This window comes from Mesorhizobium sp. M0522 (genome assembly GCF_040321085.1).
GTDB lineage: Bacteria > Pseudomonadota > Alphaproteobacteria > Rhizobiales > Rhizobiaceae > Mesorhizobium.
On the sequence record NZ_JAMYQW010000002.1, the window covers coordinates 78,450 to 95,111 of the forward strand.

Consider the following 16,662-nt stretch of genomic DNA (forward strand, 5'->3'; position numbering starts at 1 on the left):
TTCCATGGACACGCAGATGCTGATCGGCTCGAAATTCGAAAAAGGCACCGAGACCGAGGAGCCGATCCTCAACCCGAAGACCGGGGCGACCATCCTCAATCTGCCTGAGGCCAGCCCAGCGCAGATCGAGGCGGCCGTGCTTGCTGCCGAAAAAGCCTTCGTCACCTGGTCCCGCACAACACCGGCGCAGCGCGCCGGCTATCTCCTGAAGATCGCCGATCGCATCGAGGCTGCTGCACAGGATTTCGCGGCGCTCGAGGCGCTGAACTGTGGCAAGCCGATCAATGCCGTGCTCAATGACGAGATCCCGGCGATCGTCGACTGCTACCGTTTCTTTGCCGGCGCGGTCCGCTCGATGCCCGGCCAGGTCGCCGGCGAATACATTCCCGGCCACACCTCGATGGTCCGCCGCGACGCCATCGGCGTTGTCGCGTCGATCGCGCCGTGGAACTATCCGCTGATGATGATGGCCTGGAAGCTGGCGCCGGCGATTGCCGGCGGCAACACCGTCGTCTTCAAGCCGTCGGAACAGACGCCGCTGACCGCGCTGAAGCTGGCGAAAATCCTTGCCGAGATCCTGCCGGAAGGCGTCGTCAACGTCGTGCTCGGTCGCGGCGACAGCGTCGGCAACACGCTGATCAACCACCCGAAGGTCAACATGATCTCGATCACCGGCGACGTCGCCACCGGCAAGAAGGTGCTGCAGGCTGCCGCCAAATCGGTCAAGCGCACGCATCTCGAGCTCGGCGGCAAGGCGCCGGTCATCGTCTTCGACGACGCCGATCTCGGCGCGGTGGTCAACGGCCTGCGCGCCTTCGGCTATTACAATGCCGGCCAGGACTGCACCGCCGCCTGCCGCATCTACGCTGGCAAGAAGATCTACGACAAGCTCGTCGCCGACCTCTCCGCTGCCGTCTCGACCATCAAGTATGATCGTCCTGACGATACCGAAAACGAGATCGGCCCGCTGATCTCGCGTCGCCAGCGCGACCGCGTCTCGAGCTTCGTCGAGCGCGCCTCTGAGCTCAAGCACATCGAGATCACCACGGGCGGCAAGCCGGGCGAGGGCTCCGGCTTCTTCTACCAGCCGACCGTCGTCGCCGGCGCGCTGCAGGAGGACGAGATCGTGCGCCGCGAAGTGTTCGGTCCGGTGGTCTCGGTCACCCGCTTTTCCGAAGTCGACGAAGCGGTGGACTGGGCCAATGACTCTGACTATGGCCTGGCGTCGTCGGTGTGGACCAAGGATGTTTCGCGCGCCATGGCGACGGCGGCCCGGCTGCAATATGGCTGCACCTGGATCAATACCCATTTCATGCTGACCAACGAGATGCCGCATGGCGGGTTGAAACAATCCGGCTACGGCAAGGACATGTCGCTCTACGCGCTGGAGGACTATACGGCCGTCCGCCACGTCATGGTCGCTCACGGGTAGCGCCCGCGAGGAGACGCCTATTCTTCCGCCTCCTCCGCCTCGCCTCCGGCCGGCGCCACCAGCAGCACAGCGGCGCCTAGGAGCGCGGCGATAAAGGAGCCAGCGAGGATGCCGACCTTGACCGCGTCCTGCAGGGCGGCGTCGCTGGCGAAGGCGAGCAGGCCGATGAACAGGCTCATGGTAAAACCGATGCCACAGAGCAGCGAAATGCCGACCATGTGCAGCCAGCCGGCATTGACCGGCAGATCGGCGAAGCCAAGCCGGATGGCAAGCGCGGAAGACCCGAACACGCCGACCAGCTTGCCCAAGACGAGGCCGGCGGCGACGCCGAGCGTCAGCGGCTCGGCCAGGGCGGCAGCGCTGAGACCGGCGAGCGAGACGCCGGCGTTGGCAAAGCCGAAAATCGGGATGACGAAAAAGGCGACGACTTTGTGCAGGCCGTGTTCGAGCCGGTGCAGCGGCGAATGGTCGAGATCATGGCCGCTGCCCGGCGATATCTTCAGCGGTATGGTGAGGGCCAGCGCGACGCCGGCGAGCGTCGCATGGACGCCCGATTTGAGCACCAAAACCCACAGAACGATGCCGAGCAAGATGTACGGCAGCAGCGTCAGCACCCGCATGCGGTTGAGCACCACCAGCAGCGCGATCACGGCGAAGGCGGCGCCGAGATAGGCGAGCGAGAGGCCGCTGGTATAGAACACCGCGATGATGAGCACCGCGCCGAGATCGTCGATGATGGCGAGCGCGGTGAGGAATATCTTCAGCGAGCCCGGGACGCGCCTGCCGAGCAGCGACAGCACGCCGAGCGCAAAGGCGATATCGGTGGCGGTTGGGATCGCCCAGCCAGACAGAGCGGCTGGATTGTTGTGGTTGATGGCGACGTAGACCAGTGCCGGCGCTGCCATGCCGCCGGCGGCGGCGATGCCGGGCAGCACGCGGCGCGGCCAGGTCGACAGCTGGCCGTCAAGCATTTCGCGCTTGATCTCGAGGCCGACCAGCAGGAAGAACACCGCCATCAGGCCGTCATTGATCCAGTGCGAGACGCTGAGCGGTCCGAGATAGGCATGGAGGGCGGAGAAATAAGCCTCGCCCAGCGGCGAATTGGCGACGATCAGGGCCAAGGCCGCCGCAGCCATCAGGACGAGGCCGCCGGCCGCCTCGCTGTCGAGGAATTCGCGCAGCATGGAGACCAGCCGCTTTTCGTCCTGCATGTCGCCTCCGTCGTATCAGTAGCAAGGTCCGACACCGCCAAGCGATGATGCGCAAACAGCGCTGGCCGGGCAAGCCTGTAATGAGAGCCCTTTAGCGCGGCGCGCGCTTGGCGAGGATGCGTTGCAGCGTGCGGCGATGCATGTTCAGGCGGCGTGCGGTTTCCGAGACGTTGCGGTCGCACATTTCGTAGACGCGCTGGATGTGTTCCCAGCGCACGCGATCGGCCGACATCGGATTTTCTGGCGGCGCTGCGCGTTCGCCCGCGGTGCGGGTCAGGGCGGCAAAAATATCGTCGGCATCGGCCGGCTTCGACAGATAGTCGATGGCGCCGAGCTTTACCGCCGTCACCGCAGTGGCGATGTTGCCGTAGCCGGTGAGGATGATGGCGCGGGCATCGTCGCGCTTCTCGCGAATCGCGGCGACGACGTCGAGGCCGTTGCCGTCGGCCAGCCGCATGTCGACCACCGCATAGGCCGGCGGATTGGCGCGCGCTTTGGCAACCGCCTCCTCGACGCTCTCCGCCGTCTCGACCACGAAACCCCTGGTTTCCATGGCGCGGGCAAGCCGCGTCAGGAACGGCTTGTCGTCGTCTACGATCAGCAGCGAGGTATCCTCGCCTTCGACCATTGCGCCAATCGTTTCGTCAGTACTCATCGTGCTGAAAATCCTGCTGCCTGATTTTTACGCAAATATAGTTTCGCAACGCTATTGTCCAATTTAGGCCGTGTCGAACATGGTGGCCGAAGCCTGCTCGGGATTGAGGAAGACGCTGCGCGGCCACGATATCTGCACGATAGCGCCCTCGCCGGGCTCGCTTGAATTGCGGAAATCGAGCGTCGCGCCGGAGCGTTCGAGCAAGGTCTTGGCGATGAATAGGCCGAGGCCGAGGCCGCCGCCGGCTTCGGTGCCTTGTCGTGTCGACATATAGGGTTCGCCGATACGGTCGATGATCTCCGGTGGAAAGCCCGGCCCGTCGTCGATGATCGAGAAGCTGACGGCGGCTTCATTCCAGTTCCAGCGCACTGTCACGCTGTTGCGGGCGAAGTCGACCGCGTTCTCGACCAGATTGCCGAGGCCGTAAATGACGCCGGGATTGCGCCGGCCCACCGGTTCCGGGCCGATGCGCTCGCCCGGCCGAAGCTTGATCGAAATGCCGAAATCGCGGTGCGGCGCCGTCACCTCCTCGACCAGCGAGGTCAGCGGCAGGCGCGAGAGGTGCACCTCGCTCTCGGAGGACAGGCTGGTCAGGCGCTTCAGGATTTCGCGGCAGCGCTCGCTCTGCGAACGCAGCAGCTTCACGTCCTCGCCGTATTTCGGATCTTCGCCAAGCGCCTTCTCCATTTCCTTGGCGACCAGTGTGATGGTGGCGAGCGGTGTGCCGAGCTCGTGCGCGGCGGCCGCGGCGAGGCCGTCGAGGGCAGAGAGATGCTGCTCTCGCTGCAACACCAATTCCGTGGCGGCAAGCGCGTTGGCAAGCAGCCGCGCCTCCTCGGCCACCCGGAAGGCATAGATCGCGGTAAAGGCGATGGAGCAGAACACCGCCATCCACATGCCTGCGACATAGATGAACGGCATCGCCAATGGCGCGCCCTCATGCCATGGCAGCGGCAGGTGGTAAAAGACCAGCAGCGTCGCCGCCACGATCACCAGCGCGCCGAGCATGGCGGTCAGCCGCAGCGGCAGCGACGTCGCCGAGACGACGACGGGCACGGTCATCAGCAGCGAAAACGGATTGGTGAGTCCGCCGGTCATGTAGAGCAGGCCGGCAAGCTGCAGGCTGTCGAAGGTCAGGATGGCGAAGGCCGAGAACGGGGTAAGCCGATGCGCCGCCGGATAGCGGAAGGTCAGCAAAAGGTTCATCCAGGCCGAACAGGCGATCAGCGCAAAACACATGCTGACCGGCAGCGGAAATTTCAGCCCGTAAGCGACGACAAGCACGGTCAGGCTCTGGCCGACGATGGCAAGCCAGCGCAACCTGATCAGCGTGTTGAGGCGCAGCCGCTGGCTTTGCTGGAAGTCGGGTGCGTGCAGGATGTTTATCATGGCAAGTGATTATAGAGGGGAAACAGCCGGAGGTCTTTTCCGAAAACCGCCGAAGCCGGCCCTCGGTTCGGAATGACAGTCTGGAAGCATCAGGTACCGCGCGGCTTGGCGCGGCTGGTGGCGGCGGCGAGAAGCGGGTTCTCCGGCCAGACATGCCTGGGATAGCGGCCGCGCATCTCTGCCCGCACATCGGCCCAGGAGCCGCGCCAGAAGCCGGGCAGGTCGCGCGTCGTCTGGATCGGCCGGTGAGCCGGCGACAGCAATTCGAGCGTCAGCGGCACAGTGCCGTTGGCGATCGCCGGATGCCGGTCGAAGCCGAACAGTTCCTGCACGCGGATCGCCAGCACCGGCCATTCGCCGTCATAGCGGATCGGCAGCCGGCTGCCCGACGGCGCGTCGAAATGGGTCGGCGCCAATGTGTCGATCTTGCGCTGCAATTCGTGCGGCACCAGCGTCATCAGGCCTTGCGAAAGCACGCTGGGATCGATTGCCGCAAAGGATGCCGCGCCGGAAAGGAACGGCAGCAGCCAGTCGTCGAGGCGCTCGACGAGCGCGGCGTCGGAGACATCGGGCCATGGCGCGCCGAGGCCGCGATGCAGCCAGCCGAGCCGCTGCCGCAACGTCTCCGCCTCCCTGTTCCACGGCAACAGGGCTAGGCCGTGTTCGCGCAAGGCGTCGAGGATGGCGCGATCCGCGTCGGCACCGGTCGGCGCCGGCAGCATGCGTTCGGACAGCGTGATGGCGCCGAGGCGAACCGTTTCGCGCACCCGCACCGCGCGCCTGTCGCGGTCGAAGCTCACCTCGCGGCGGGTCTCGATCTTTTCCGCCAGGGCAGTGCGGATGTCGGCCTCATCGATGGCTGCCGCTGCGGTGATGCGGGCGTTCTGCGCCTTGCCCTGCAGGTCGGCGACGACGAGCCAGGTCTCGCCGGCCAGCGGATCGGAGGGGTCGAGCATGGCGCCCGAGCCGTTGGCAAGCACGAAGCGGCCACGCTCGCCGCGCGCTTTGGCGACCCGATCCGGCCAGGCATGGATGAGGAGAGCGCCGGCTGTGCTGCCCTCCCCCTTGAGGGGGTCGGAAGGACGGGCGAGACCCGTGGCTCGCCCCGGCGCGTCGATCCGCGTGGCGGATCGGGGTGGGGTCGGTTCGGGCACGCCATCGACGACCCCGCCCCGTCTCCCTCGTCTCGCTGCGCTCGGCTCGCTCGCCGACCCTCCCCTCAAGGGGGAGGGTGAAGCCTGCTTTGCCAGCCTCTCAGCCAGCTGCCGGGCGGCGGTGGCGCGCGGCGATCTTTCGGCGCGAAAGCGCAGCAGCCGCCGTTCGAGATCGGCACCATCGCCGCCAAGGCCACGCTCGGTCAATAATACGGCGAGCATCGCCGCCTCGAGCGCCTCTCCGGTCCTTGCCGCCTCGGCGACCATGTGGGCGAGCCGCACCGGTAGCGCCAGCCTGCGCATCGCGGCACCGGCATCCGTCAGGCGTCCTGCCGCATCGACAGCATCGAGCGCACGTAGCAGTACCCTCGCCTCGGTGAGCGCCGAAGCCGGCGGGGGGTCGAGGAAGGACAGGCTGGTCGGATCGGCGACGCCGAACGCCGCGCTATCGAGCAACAGGCCGGAAAGATCGGCCTCGAGGATTTCCGGCGGCGTGAAGGCCGGCAGGGCCGCCGTCTGCTCGGCCCGCCACAACCGGATGGCGACGCCCGGCTGCGTGCGCCCGGCACGGCCGGCGCGCTGGTCGGCGGAAGCGCGGGAAGCACGTACCGTCTCCAGCCGCGTCAGGCCGCTCGCTGGCTCATAGCGCGGCAGCCGCGACAGGCCGGAATCGATGACGACGCGCACGCCGTCGATGGTGATGGAGGTTTCGGCGATCGACGTCGCCAGCACGACCTTGCGGCGGCCGAACGGCGCCGGCTTGATCGCCGCGTCCTGCGCCTTGTTGTCGAGCATACCATAGAGCGGGACGATGTCGGTATCGGCGCCGACCTTGCCCGCCAGCCGCTCGGCGGTGCGCTCGATCTCGCGCTGGCCGGGCAGGAAAGCGAGCACGCTGCCCTCCTCCCCGGCAAGCGCCGAGCGGATCGCCTTGGCCATGGCGTCCTCGATGGTGACGCCGGCCGGCCGCTCGTCATAGCGGATGTCGACCGGGAAGGCGCGGCCTGCGCTCTCGATCACCGGCGCGCCGGACAGCAATTTTGCGACACGCGCGCCGTCGAGCGTTGCCGACATCACCAGCAATCTGAGTTCGGGCCTCAGCGCACCCTGCACGTCGAGCGCCAGCGCCAACCCGAAATCGCCGTCGAGCGAGCGTTCGTGGAACTCGTCGAATAGCACCGCCGCGACACCAGGCAGTTCCGGGTCGTCGAGGATCATGCGGGACAGCACGCCTTCGGTGACGACGAGAATCCTGGTCTTTGCGGAACTGCGGTTTTCCATGCGCATGGCATAGCCGACGGTTTCGCCGGGCTCTTGGCCGAGCAATTCGGCCATGCGGCGGGCGGCAGCGCGGGCGGCGAGGCGGCGAGGCTCGAGCAGGATGATCTTTCCGCCGCCGAGCCATTCAGCGTCGAGCAGCGCCAGTGGAACCAGCGTCGTCTTGCCGGCACCGGGCGGCGCCACCAGCACGGCGCTGTTACCATGGCTCAGCGTTTCATTGAGCGCCGGCAAGACAACGGAGACCGGCAGGTCCGGCAAGGGTTTTGTCGTCATTGTGCTATGCTGTGCAGCCAGTTGGCAGCGACCGCATATCAGCGGTGGCGGTCGCGGCGCAACCTCGGCGCCGACTCAAAGCCTGGTCCGCAAAAACGGGTTCCAGCGCACCGTGCCGAGCCGCACCTCCTCGCGCACCATCGTTAGCAGGCCGGAACCGCCGACCACGGCCAAGCCGACCAGCGACAGAAAATCCGGATATTCCCTGAAGAACAGCGCACCTAGAACCACCGCCCAGACGATCTGCGAGTAATGCGTCGGCGCGATGCGGTTGGCCGGCGCGTGTTTGACCGCCAGCAGATGCAGCAGCTGGCCGCCGGCGGTAAAGGCGCCGGCCAGCACCAGCCAGGCCCATTGCCTGCCATCCGGCAGCGAGAACGAGGTAGCCGCCGCACCGACGCCGTTGAAGAGCAGGCCGTAGCCGATCAGCACGCCGAGCATCGTTGTGCGCTTTTCCTGCGCGGCGAGCGAACGCATCAGGATGACATTGGTGGCGGCCAGGAAGGCGATGATGAACGCCGCCAGATGGCCAAGCTGCAACTCGCGAAAACCAGGCCTGACGACCAGCATGACTCCGGCAAAGCCGGCGACGACCGCCAGCCACCGCCATGGGCCGACCTTTTCCTTGAGGACCAGCGTGGCCAGGATAGTGACGAACAGCGGCGCCAGAAAGATGAGCGCATAGACTTCCGCCAGCGGGATGGTGGTGAAGGCATAGACGCTGAGCACGCCCGAGGCGATGCCGGCCCAGGCCCGGGCCTGTACCGCCCAGGGCCGGTTGGTGCGCCAGAAATCGAGCCAGCGCTCGCCTGCCGGCCTGGTAAAGAGCAGAAAGCAGCCGGCAAACAATGTCGAGAAGAAGCCGATCTCGAAGACGTTGAACTGCCCGCCCAGGCTTTTGACAACAGCGTCGCTGCACGAATAGCTTGCATAGGCGATGAGCGCGAGCAGAATTCCGTTGGGCACGTTTTTCCATTTCCGGGAGAGATGAGAGTGAAGATATTGGCGCTTGGCGCGCATTCGGACGACATCGAGATCTTCATGTTCGGTACGATGGCGGCCTATGCCGCGCAAGGCGCAGAACTCTTTTTTGCCATAGCCACGGATGGCACCAGGGGCGGCTATGGCGATCCGGCCGCACTTGCCCGCACGCGCCGCAAGGAGGCGACGGCGGCGGCCGGCCTGCTTGGCGTGACGCCGCGCTTCCTCGACTTTCCCGATGGCGGGCTGGTCGCGGATGCCGCGCTGATCGGGGCGCTCAAAGCACTGATCGGCGAGATAGGGCCGGATCTGGTGATAACGCATGCGCCGAACGACTATCATGGCGACCACCGCGCGCTGTCGGATGGCGTGCGCATCGCAGCGTCATTCTCGGTGCCGGTGCTACATGCCGACACGTTCGGCGGCACCGGGTTTTCGCCAACGCACTACGTCGATACCTCCAGGCATTTCGATCTCAAGGCGGAGGCGATCCGGGCGCACCAGTCGCAGGATCCCGAGCGTTTCGTCGACGCGGCGCGCACGCAGAACGCCTTTCGCGCCGGCCAGTGCAACGGCCCAGCCGGATCGTTCGCCGAGGCCTTCCGCTTCGAGCCAGTCTTCCCCTTCGCCGATATCCGCGCGCTGCTGCCGCCGGCCCCAGTGATCCGTCCGGTGGCCGTCAGCAACAAGACGGTGACCTAGGCAGGTCGCCGCAACTTCTCACGTTGCTTTCCTATCCAGCATGCTGCGATGCAGCAACGAATTCGCTTGCCTTGTTTAGTAAAAATTGCATCACTAAACAAATTACTAAACATCCGGTGCGGCGCCGCGTCGTTGTGTTTAGGCCCCCGAGGAGGGGTTTAGCGGGCTCTTGAAACCGTCATCCGGACGCGTTTCGCAAATGGGAGGAAGGCATGAAATCGACCTTGAAATTGGCGTTGGGACTGGCATCGACACTCTTTGCGTCGACAGCCGTTTCGAATGTCGCGCAGGCAGAAGATCTGACGCTTTGCTGGGCAGCCTGGGACCCGGCCAACGCGCTTGTGGAATTGTCCAAGGACTTCACCAAGGAAACCGGCATCGGCATGAAATTCGAATTCGTGCCGTGGACCAACTATGCCGATCGCTTTCTCAACGAGCTGAATTCGCACGGCAAGCTGTGCGACCTCATCATCGGCGACAGCCAGTGGATCGGCGGTGCCGCCGAGAACGGCCATTACGTCAAGCTGAACGACTTCTTCGACAAGGAGAAGATCAGCATGGACGATTTCGTGCCGGCGACCGTCGTCGGCTATTCGGAATGGCCGAAGAACTCGCCGAATTACTGGGCGCTGCCGGCCATGGGTGACGTCGTCGGTTGGACTTACCGCAAGGACTGGTTCTCCAAGCCGGAGCTGCAGAAGGAATTCAAGGAAAAGTACGGCTGGGATCTCGGCCCGCCGACGACCTTCGACCAATTGAAGCAGATCGCCGAATTCTTCCAGAAGCGCGACATCGACGGCAAGACCGTCTATGGCGCGTCGATCTACACCGAGCGCGGCTCGGAAGGCATCACCATGGGCGCCATGGACGTGCTCTACAGCTTCGGCTTCCAGTACGAAAACCCGAAAAAGCCCTACGAGATGGAAGGCTTCGTCAACTCCGATAAATCGGTGAAGGGCCTGGAGTTCTACAAAGCCCTCTACGATTGCTGCACCCCTCCCGGCGCCTCGAACAGCTACATGGGCGAAGGCGTCGATGCGTTCAAATCCGGCCAGGTGGCGATGCACATGAACTTCGCCTTCACCTGGCCAGGCCTGCAGAAGGACGAGAATGTCGGCGGCGACAAGATCGGCTATTTCGTCAATCCCAAAGGTCCGGACGGGGACCAGTTCGCCCAGCTCGGCGGCCAGGGCATCTCGGTGGTCTCCTATTCCGACAAGCAGGAAGCCGCGCTCAAATACATCAAATGGTTCGCCAACAAGGACGTGCAGTCCAAATGGTGGTCGCTCGGCGGCTATTCCTGCCTCAACGCGGTCGTCAAGGACCCGGCCTTCCCGGCCAGCCAGCCCTACGCGCAGACCTTCCTCGACTCGATGGCCATCGTGAAGGACTTCTGGGCCGAGCCGAGCTATGCCCCGCTGTTGCAGGCATCGCAGAAGCGCTTCCACGACTATGTCGTTGCCGGGCAAGGCTCGGCCAAGGATGCGCTCGACGGCCTCGTCAAGGACTGGACCGAGGTCTTCCAGGACGATGGCAAGATGTAAACGGCTCCTCCCGAGCCCATGACCGAACCGTCCCGTGCCACTTGGCACGGGACACAGTTCAGATAAATTCCATTGTCGAGACGAGCAAGTGACCGAAGCAGGACTGACCATGCTCAATCGGACGGCGGACAGCGTTGCCCGGGCTACGCCCGAGCCGTTGGCCCGCAAGGTCCGGGGCATCAGCGACAAGGGCCTCGCCTGGCTGTTCATCTCGCCGACGATCCTGTTGCTTTTAGCTATCAACATCTTTCCGCTGTTCTGGGCAATCTATCTGTCCTTCACCAATTTTCGCGCCAATCGGCCCAACGAGGTTGTGAAGAACCTTGGGCTGGCAAACTACAAGCGCATCCTCGCCGACCAGGACATCTGGATCGCCATGCAGACGACGGCGCATTTCGTGTTCTGGACCATCCTGCTGCAGACGCTGATCGGCTTCACGCTGGCTTGGCTGATCGACCGCAAGTTTCGCGGCCACGCCTTCTGGACGACAATCATCCTGGTGCCGATGATGCTGTCGCCGGCGGTGGTCGGTAATTTCTGGCGCTTCCTCTACGAGCCGCAGATCGGGCTGTTCGCCTACGCCGTTTCGTTCGTCACCGGCATTCCGGCAACCGAAATCAGCATGCTCTCCAACGTGTCACTGGCGCCATGGTCGATCATCATCGTCGACACCTGGATGTGGACGCCTTACGTGATGCTGATCTGCCTCGCCGGCCTGCGCTCGATCCCCGAATACATCTACGAAGCGGCCGAGGTCGACCGCGCCTCCAACTGGCGGCAGTTCTGGTCGATCACGCTGCCGATGGCGCTGCCCTTCATCATGCTGGCGGTGCTGTTTCGCGGCATCGAGAACTTCAAGATGTTCGACATGGTCAATTTGCTCACCGGCGGCGGGCCGGGATCGACCACCGAAGTGGCCTCGATCACGCTGAAGCGGCAGGCCTTCGAAAGCTGGCGGACGGGCTATTCCTCGGCCTTCGCCATCATCCTGTTCGTCGCAGTGTTTGGCCTCGCAAACATCTACGTCAAGGCGCTCAACAAGGTGAAGCAGAGATGAGCCTGACGTCAGCCCATTCCGTTGTCGCGCCGTCGGCCACGTCGAAGCGCGTCGCCGGCACGATCATCGTCGCCTACGCGCTGATCTCGATCGTGCCGCTGCTGTGGATCTTCGCCACAAGCTTCAAGACGCCGCCGGATTCGATCGCCTATCCGCCGAAGATCCTGTTCCAGCCCAGCCTCGAGGGCTACTGCAACCTGTTCTCGACCCGGACTCGGCAAACACCGGAATACATCAACTCGCTGGGACCGGCGACGGGCCTGTGCGACGAGACGGTGCGCAAGCGCAACATGGTGATCGCCGGCCCGTCCAACTTCATGCCGCGCTTCGTCAATTCGCTGATCATCGCGTTCGGCTCGACGTTTTGCGCGGTGTTCCTCGGCACGCTGTCGGCCTATGGTTTTTCGCGCTTCAAGGTGCCGCTCGCCGACGACCTTCTGTTCTTCATCCTGTCGACGCGGATGATGCCGCCGATCGCCGTCGCCATCCCGATCTACCTGATGTACCGGGAGCTTGGCCTGTCGGACACGGCTCTCGGCATGATCCTGCTTTATACGGCGGTCAACGTGTCCTTGGCGGTGTGGCTGCTGAAAGGCTTCATCGACGAGATCCCGCGCGAATATGAAGAAGCGGCGATGATCGACGGCTACACCAGGCTGCAGGCGTTCTGGCGCACGGTACTGCCGCAGGCGACCACCGGTATTGCCGCAACCGCCATCTTCTGCCTGATCTTTGCCTGGAACGAATATGCCTTCGCTGCGCTACTGACCTCGGGCACGGCGCAGACCGCGCCGCCCTTCATCCCGACCATCATCGGCGAAGGCGGTCAGGACTGGCCGGCGGTCGCGGCCGGCACGACGATCTTCCTGGTGCCGATCCTGGTCTTCACCATCCTGCTTCGCAAGCAATTGCTGCGCGGCATCACCTTTGGCGCGGTGCGTAAATGAGCATGACCGCAAAACGCAAATCGCGCTGGCCCGTCTGGGCCAGGCGCGGGCTGATGGAAAACGTCGCCACCGCGATCATCGCCATCGGCTTCCTGATGCTGTTCCAGCCCTTCGCACTGGTGCTCTACACCTATTCCTTCATCACCATGCTTGCGGGCACGGCGATGTTCATCATCGTCTCGAAATTTCCGGAGTAGACGATGGCCGAGATCAGGGTCGAACATCTGAGGAAGGCATTCGGCGATTTCGTCGCCGTGCAGGATTCCAACTTCGTCGTCGAGGACGGCGAATTCTTCGTCATGCTGGGGCCGTCCGGCTGCGGCAAGACGACGACGTTGCGCATGATCGCCGGGCTCGAACTACCGACCGGCGGCAAGATCCTGCTTGGCGGCGAGGACGTCACCATGCGGCGTGCCCGCGAGCGCGACATCGCCTTCGTCTTCCAGCTGTTCGCGCTCTATCCGCACATGAATGTGCGGAAGAACATCGGCTTTCCACTGCTGGCGCAAGGCATGCCAGGCGCTGAAATCCGGAGCCGAGTGGAGGAGACGGCGAAGCTTTTGCGGATCGACCATCTGCTCAACAAATCGGTCTCCGGGCTTGCCGGCGGCGATCGCCAGCGCGTGGCGCTCGGCCGCGCCATCGTACGGCGGCCAAAATGTTTCCTGATGGATGAGCCGCTCGGCACGCTCGACACCGAATTCCGCGACCTGATGGTCCATGAATTGCGAGAACTGCACAACCGCATCCACGCCACCACCGTCTATGTCACGCATGACCAGATGGAAGCGATGTCGATGGCCGACAAGATCGCGGTGATGAACCACGGCGTCATCGAGCAGTTCGGCACGCCGCGCGAGATCTACGACCGGCCGGCGACGATGTTCGTCGCCGACTTCATCGGCTCGCCGCCGATGAATTTCCTCGGCTTCGGCGGCGGGCTTTCAAAGGGCGCCAGGGAAATTGTTGTGCAAGGCGCGAAGGTGGCCGTGCCGGAGATCCGCGAGGACGTCGCGCCGGCCGAGATGGCGCTTGGCATCCGACCGGAGCACATCCGCTTCGACGACGCTTCGAAGCTGCGCGGTGCTATTTACGGCACGGAATATCTCGGCACCACTCAGATCGTGGCGGTGGAGACAGCAGACGGCATCATCAAGGCCAGGGTGCCGGCCGAAATCCGGCTCAATCCGGGCGATCATGTGGGCCTGGCGCTGAGCAGCGCGCGGCTGTCGCTGTTCGCAAAAGGATCCGGCCGTGCGGTGCGCACCGAAATCCATGACTCGGCCTCCCAGGGGCGAGCACATCATGGCTGACGTTCACATCAAAAGCGTGACCAAGGCTTTTGGCGAGCATGTCGCCGTCGACAATCTCGACCTGCATATCGCCGACGGGGAATTCGTCGTGCTGCTCGGGCCGACCGGCGCCGGCAAGACGACGACGCTCAGGCTGATCGCCGGGCTGGAGCGTCCGGAAGCGGGCTCGATCCATATTGCCGGCCACGACACGACGACGCTGTCGCCGGCCGAGCGGGACACCGCTTTCGTGTTCCAGCAATATTCGCTCTATCCGCATCTGTCGGTTTACGACAACCTCGCCTTTCCGCTGCGCTCGCCAGCACGGAAAATGCCGGAGGATCAGATCCGCCGCCGCGTCGAGGACGTGGCCAAGATGGTGCGCATCCACCACAAGCTGAATAATCGCTCGACCAAACTCTCTGGCGGCGAGATGCAGCGCGTCGCCATCGGCCGCGCTTTGGTGCGCAAGCCGTCGATCTACCTGATGGACGAGCCGCTGTCGTCGCTCGACGCCAAGCTGCGCGCTGATCTCAGGCTCGAGCTGAAGCGCATCCAGGCGGAACTCGGCGCCACAATGCTCTACGTCACGCACGACCAGATCGAAGCGATGACCATGGCCGACCGCATCGGCATTCTCGCCGACGGCGTGCTGGTGCAGATCGGTTCCCCGCGCACGATCTATTCTGAGCCGGCAAACCTTCACGTCGCCGCAAGGCTCGGCCAACCGGCAATCAATTTGTTGCCGGTCGGACTGCTGCCGGATGGTGGCGCGCCGGCGGGAACAAAGACGATCGGTGCTCGTACCGAACATCTTTCGATCGAGAAGGCGGCGAACGGCCATGCCGACGGCGTCGTCGATTGGGTCGAGCATCTCGGCGACCAGAACCATCTGCATGTGACGGTGGGGACCAGGAAGCTGGTGACGCTAACCGACCCCGACACCGACCTGGCGCAGGGCGACAAGATCATGATCCGCTATCGCTCGCCGCTGTATTTCGGCCCCGATGGGCGACGGCTGATGTGAGCGCTGCGCGAGTGTTTTCCTGGCACCTTTCAACCGGCAATTTCGGGCACCGGACTGGACCAATTCGATGAAGCATTTTTTCAATCGCAGGGATACGATCGTAACTGAGGCCCTGGACGGCTTCCTCGGTACGACCGGCGCCGGCGATCTCGCTCGCCTCGACGGCTATCCCCAGATCAAGGTCATTCTCCGCGCGGACTGGGATAAGACCAAGGTCGCGGTCATTTCCGGCGGCGGGGCCGGGCACGAACCTGCCCATGCCGGCTTTGTCGGCATTGGCATGCTGACGGCGGCGGTTTCGGGCGATATCTTTGCTTCGCCGAGCGTGGAAGCGGTATTGGCCGCCATCCGCGCGGTGACCGGTCCCACCGGGTGCCTGCTGATCGTCAAGAACTATACCGGCGATCGCCTCAACTTCGGCTTGGCCGCCGAGAAGGCGCGCGCCGAAGGCTTCCGCGTCGAGATGGTGATCGTCGCGGACGACATTGCCCTGCCTGATATTGCCCAGCCGCGTGGCGTTGCCGGCACCTTGTTCGTGCACAAGATCGCCGGCCACCTGTCGGAAGCCGGCAACGATCTGGCGACGGTTGCCGCTGCGGCGCGGGCGGCCGCGGCGGATATCATTTCACTCGGCATATCGCTGTCATCGTGCTCGATCCCCGGCCAGAGCCATGACGAAAGATTTGGCGCCAACGACGCTGAACTCGGCCTCGGCATCCATGGCGAACCGGGCGTTGAGCGGATTGCGGTGCAAAGTGCCGAAAGGCTGGTTGCGATCATGTCGGAGCGCCTTGCCGCGCGGCTCGATCCGGTCAGCGACTACGCCTTGCTGATCAATAATCTCGGTTCGGTGCCACCGCTGGAAATGTTGCTTGTCGCCAATGCGGTATTGGCTTCACCGCTGGCACAAAAGGTGACGCTGACAATCGGGCCCGGGCAGCTTATGACCGCGCTCAACATGAACGGCTTTTCCCTGTCGCTGATCCGGCTCGATGCGTCGCGCGAAGCGGCGTTGCGGGCGCCGGTAGGCCCTCACGCCTGGCTGCCGGCAAGAGCCGTTCGCCAAGCCAGCGTCGTGCCGATGGCCAAAGCCGCCGGCCCGAACAACGCGTCGAAAGCCAGCCAGGACGCACGCACCGACCGGTTGGTTGTCGCGGTCTGCGAACGGCTGATCTCGCTTGAAGGCGCGTTGAACGGACTGGATGCCAAGGCGGGAGACGGTGACACCGGATCGACTGTGGCGGCCGGTGCGCGCAGCGTGCTTGGCCGCATTGCGACACTGCCGCTCGCTGACCCTGCCGCAACGCTCGCCGCCGTCGGCGACATCCTGAGCGCCAGCATGGGCGGCTCTAGCGGCGTGCTGTTGTCGATCTTCTTCACCGCCGCCGCGCAGGCGCTGGAGTCTGGCGAAACGCTTCCCAAGGCGCTTCTCGCCGGCCTCGATCGGATGTCCTTCTATGGTGGAGCGAGGGTCGGCGATCGCACGATGATCGATGCCCTGGAACCCGCCTTGAGGGCGCTGGATAGGGGGAGTCTGGAAGATGCGGCAGTCGCGGCGCAACGCGGAGCCGAGGCCACCGCTGCCATGCGCAAGGCCAAGGCCGGGCGGTCCGCCTATATTGGCAGCCAGCTCGACGGCGTGGTCGACCCCGGCGCCTTTGCCGTCGCCGAGGTCTTCACTGCCCTCGCTGCGTTGCTCGAACCCGCTTGACTGGGG

General features: G+C 64.4%; 14 protein-coding genes. 9 read left to right on the forward strand and 5 right to left on the reverse strand.

Features of this window, described 5'->3' with window-relative positions; genetic code table 11:
- Positions 1 to 4 precede the first annotated feature (4 nt).
- Complete coding sequence (locus tag NKI58_RS03150) at positions 5 to 1,432, forward strand: gamma-aminobutyraldehyde dehydrogenase (protein WP_352568331.1); 1,428 nt, start codon at positions 5 to 7, stop codon at positions 1,430 to 1,432.
- 17 nt (positions 1,433 to 1,449) lie between these two features.
- Here the strand turns inward: NKI58_RS03150 and nhaA are convergent, their stop codons facing one another.
- The 5 genes from nhaA to NKI58_RS03175 all read right to left on the reverse strand — a co-directional run bounded on the left by nhaA (position 1,450) and on the right by NKI58_RS03175 (position 8,361).
- Entirely contained in the window at positions 1,450 to 2,643 is a 1,194-nt protein-coding gene (gene nhaA, locus NKI58_RS03155) for a Na+/H+ antiporter NhaA (protein WP_352703259.1), read from the reverse strand.
- A 91-nt stretch (positions 2,644 to 2,734) separates the two neighbouring features.
- Positions 2,735 to 3,298 carry an ActR/PrrA/RegA family redox response regulator transcription factor gene (locus tag NKI58_RS03160; protein WP_023676342.1) on the reverse strand — a complete coding sequence of 188 codons (564 nt, stop codon included), beginning with the start codon at positions 3,296 to 3,298 and terminating at the stop codon, positions 2,735 to 2,737.
- A gap of 63 nt (positions 3,299 to 3,361) precedes the next feature.
- A complete protein-coding gene (locus NKI58_RS03165) occupies positions 3,362 to 4,687 on the reverse strand; it encodes an ActS/PrrB/RegB family redox-sensitive histidine kinase (RefSeq protein WP_352448476.1) in 1,326 nt (441 codons plus the stop codon).
- Positions 4,688 to 4,776: 89 nt separating this feature from the next.
- The gene (hrpB, locus tag NKI58_RS03170; RefSeq protein ID WP_352703257.1) at positions 4,777 to 7,395 is read right to left on the reverse strand and encodes an ATP-dependent helicase HrpB; all 2,619 of its coding nucleotides are present in this window, start codon (positions 7,393 to 7,395) and stop codon (positions 4,777 to 4,779) included.
- A 75-nt stretch (positions 7,396 to 7,470) separates the two neighbouring features.
- The gene (locus NKI58_RS03175; RefSeq protein ID WP_352703255.1) at positions 7,471 to 8,361 is read right to left on the reverse strand and encodes a DMT family transporter; all 891 of its coding nucleotides are present in this window, start codon (positions 8,359 to 8,361) and stop codon (positions 7,471 to 7,473) included.
- A gap of 27 nt (positions 8,362 to 8,388) precedes the next feature.
- On the opposite strand from NKI58_RS03175, the gene NKI58_RS03180 reads away from it, so the two are divergent.
- The 8 genes from NKI58_RS03180 to NKI58_RS03215 all read left to right on the forward strand — a co-directional run bounded on the left by NKI58_RS03180 (position 8,389) and on the right by NKI58_RS03215 (position 16,656).
- A complete protein-coding gene (locus NKI58_RS03180) occupies positions 8,389 to 9,078 on the forward strand; it encodes a PIG-L deacetylase family protein (protein ID WP_352591132.1) in 690 nt (229 codons plus the stop codon).
- A 212-nt stretch (positions 9,079 to 9,290) separates the two neighbouring features.
- A complete protein-coding gene (locus tag NKI58_RS03185) occupies positions 9,291 to 10,622 on the forward strand; it encodes an ABC transporter substrate-binding protein (RefSeq protein ID WP_352454682.1) in 1,332 nt (443 codons plus the stop codon).
- A 109-nt stretch (positions 10,623 to 10,731) separates the two neighbouring features.
- A complete protein-coding gene (locus NKI58_RS03190; protein WP_031211681.1) occupies positions 10,732 to 11,679 on the forward strand; it encodes a carbohydrate ABC transporter permease in 948 nt (315 codons plus the stop codon).
- Positions 11,676 to 12,626, forward strand: coding sequence for a carbohydrate ABC transporter permease (locus tag NKI58_RS03195; RefSeq protein ID WP_023676335.1), 951 nt, complete (start codon positions 11,676 to 11,678; stop codon positions 12,624 to 12,626). The genes NKI58_RS03190 and NKI58_RS03195 overlap by 4 nt, the downstream gene beginning before the upstream one ends.
- On the forward strand, positions 12,623 to 12,823 hold the full coding sequence (locus NKI58_RS03200; RefSeq protein WP_023676334.1) for a hypothetical protein: 201 nt from the start codon (positions 12,623 to 12,625) through the stop codon (positions 12,821 to 12,823). Before NKI58_RS03195 ends, NKI58_RS03200 begins: the two co-directional genes overlap by 4 nt.
- Before the next feature lie 3 nt (positions 12,824 to 12,826).
- Positions 12,827 to 13,939, forward strand: coding sequence for an ABC transporter ATP-binding protein (locus NKI58_RS03205; protein ID WP_023676333.1), 1,113 nt, complete (start codon positions 12,827 to 12,829; stop codon positions 13,937 to 13,939).
- Positions 13,932 to 14,945 carry an ABC transporter ATP-binding protein gene (locus NKI58_RS03210; protein ID WP_023676332.1) on the forward strand — a complete coding sequence of 338 codons (1,014 nt, stop codon included), beginning with the start codon at positions 13,932 to 13,934 and terminating at the stop codon, positions 14,943 to 14,945. Before NKI58_RS03205 ends, NKI58_RS03210 begins: the two co-directional genes overlap by 8 nt.
- Positions 14,946 to 15,012: 67 nt before the next feature.
- On the forward strand, positions 15,013 to 16,656 hold the full coding sequence (locus NKI58_RS03215) for a dihydroxyacetone kinase subunit DhaK (RefSeq protein WP_352703251.1): 1,644 nt from the start codon (positions 15,013 to 15,015) through the stop codon (positions 16,654 to 16,656).
- The last annotated feature ends 6 nt before the right edge of the window (positions 16,657 to 16,662 follow it).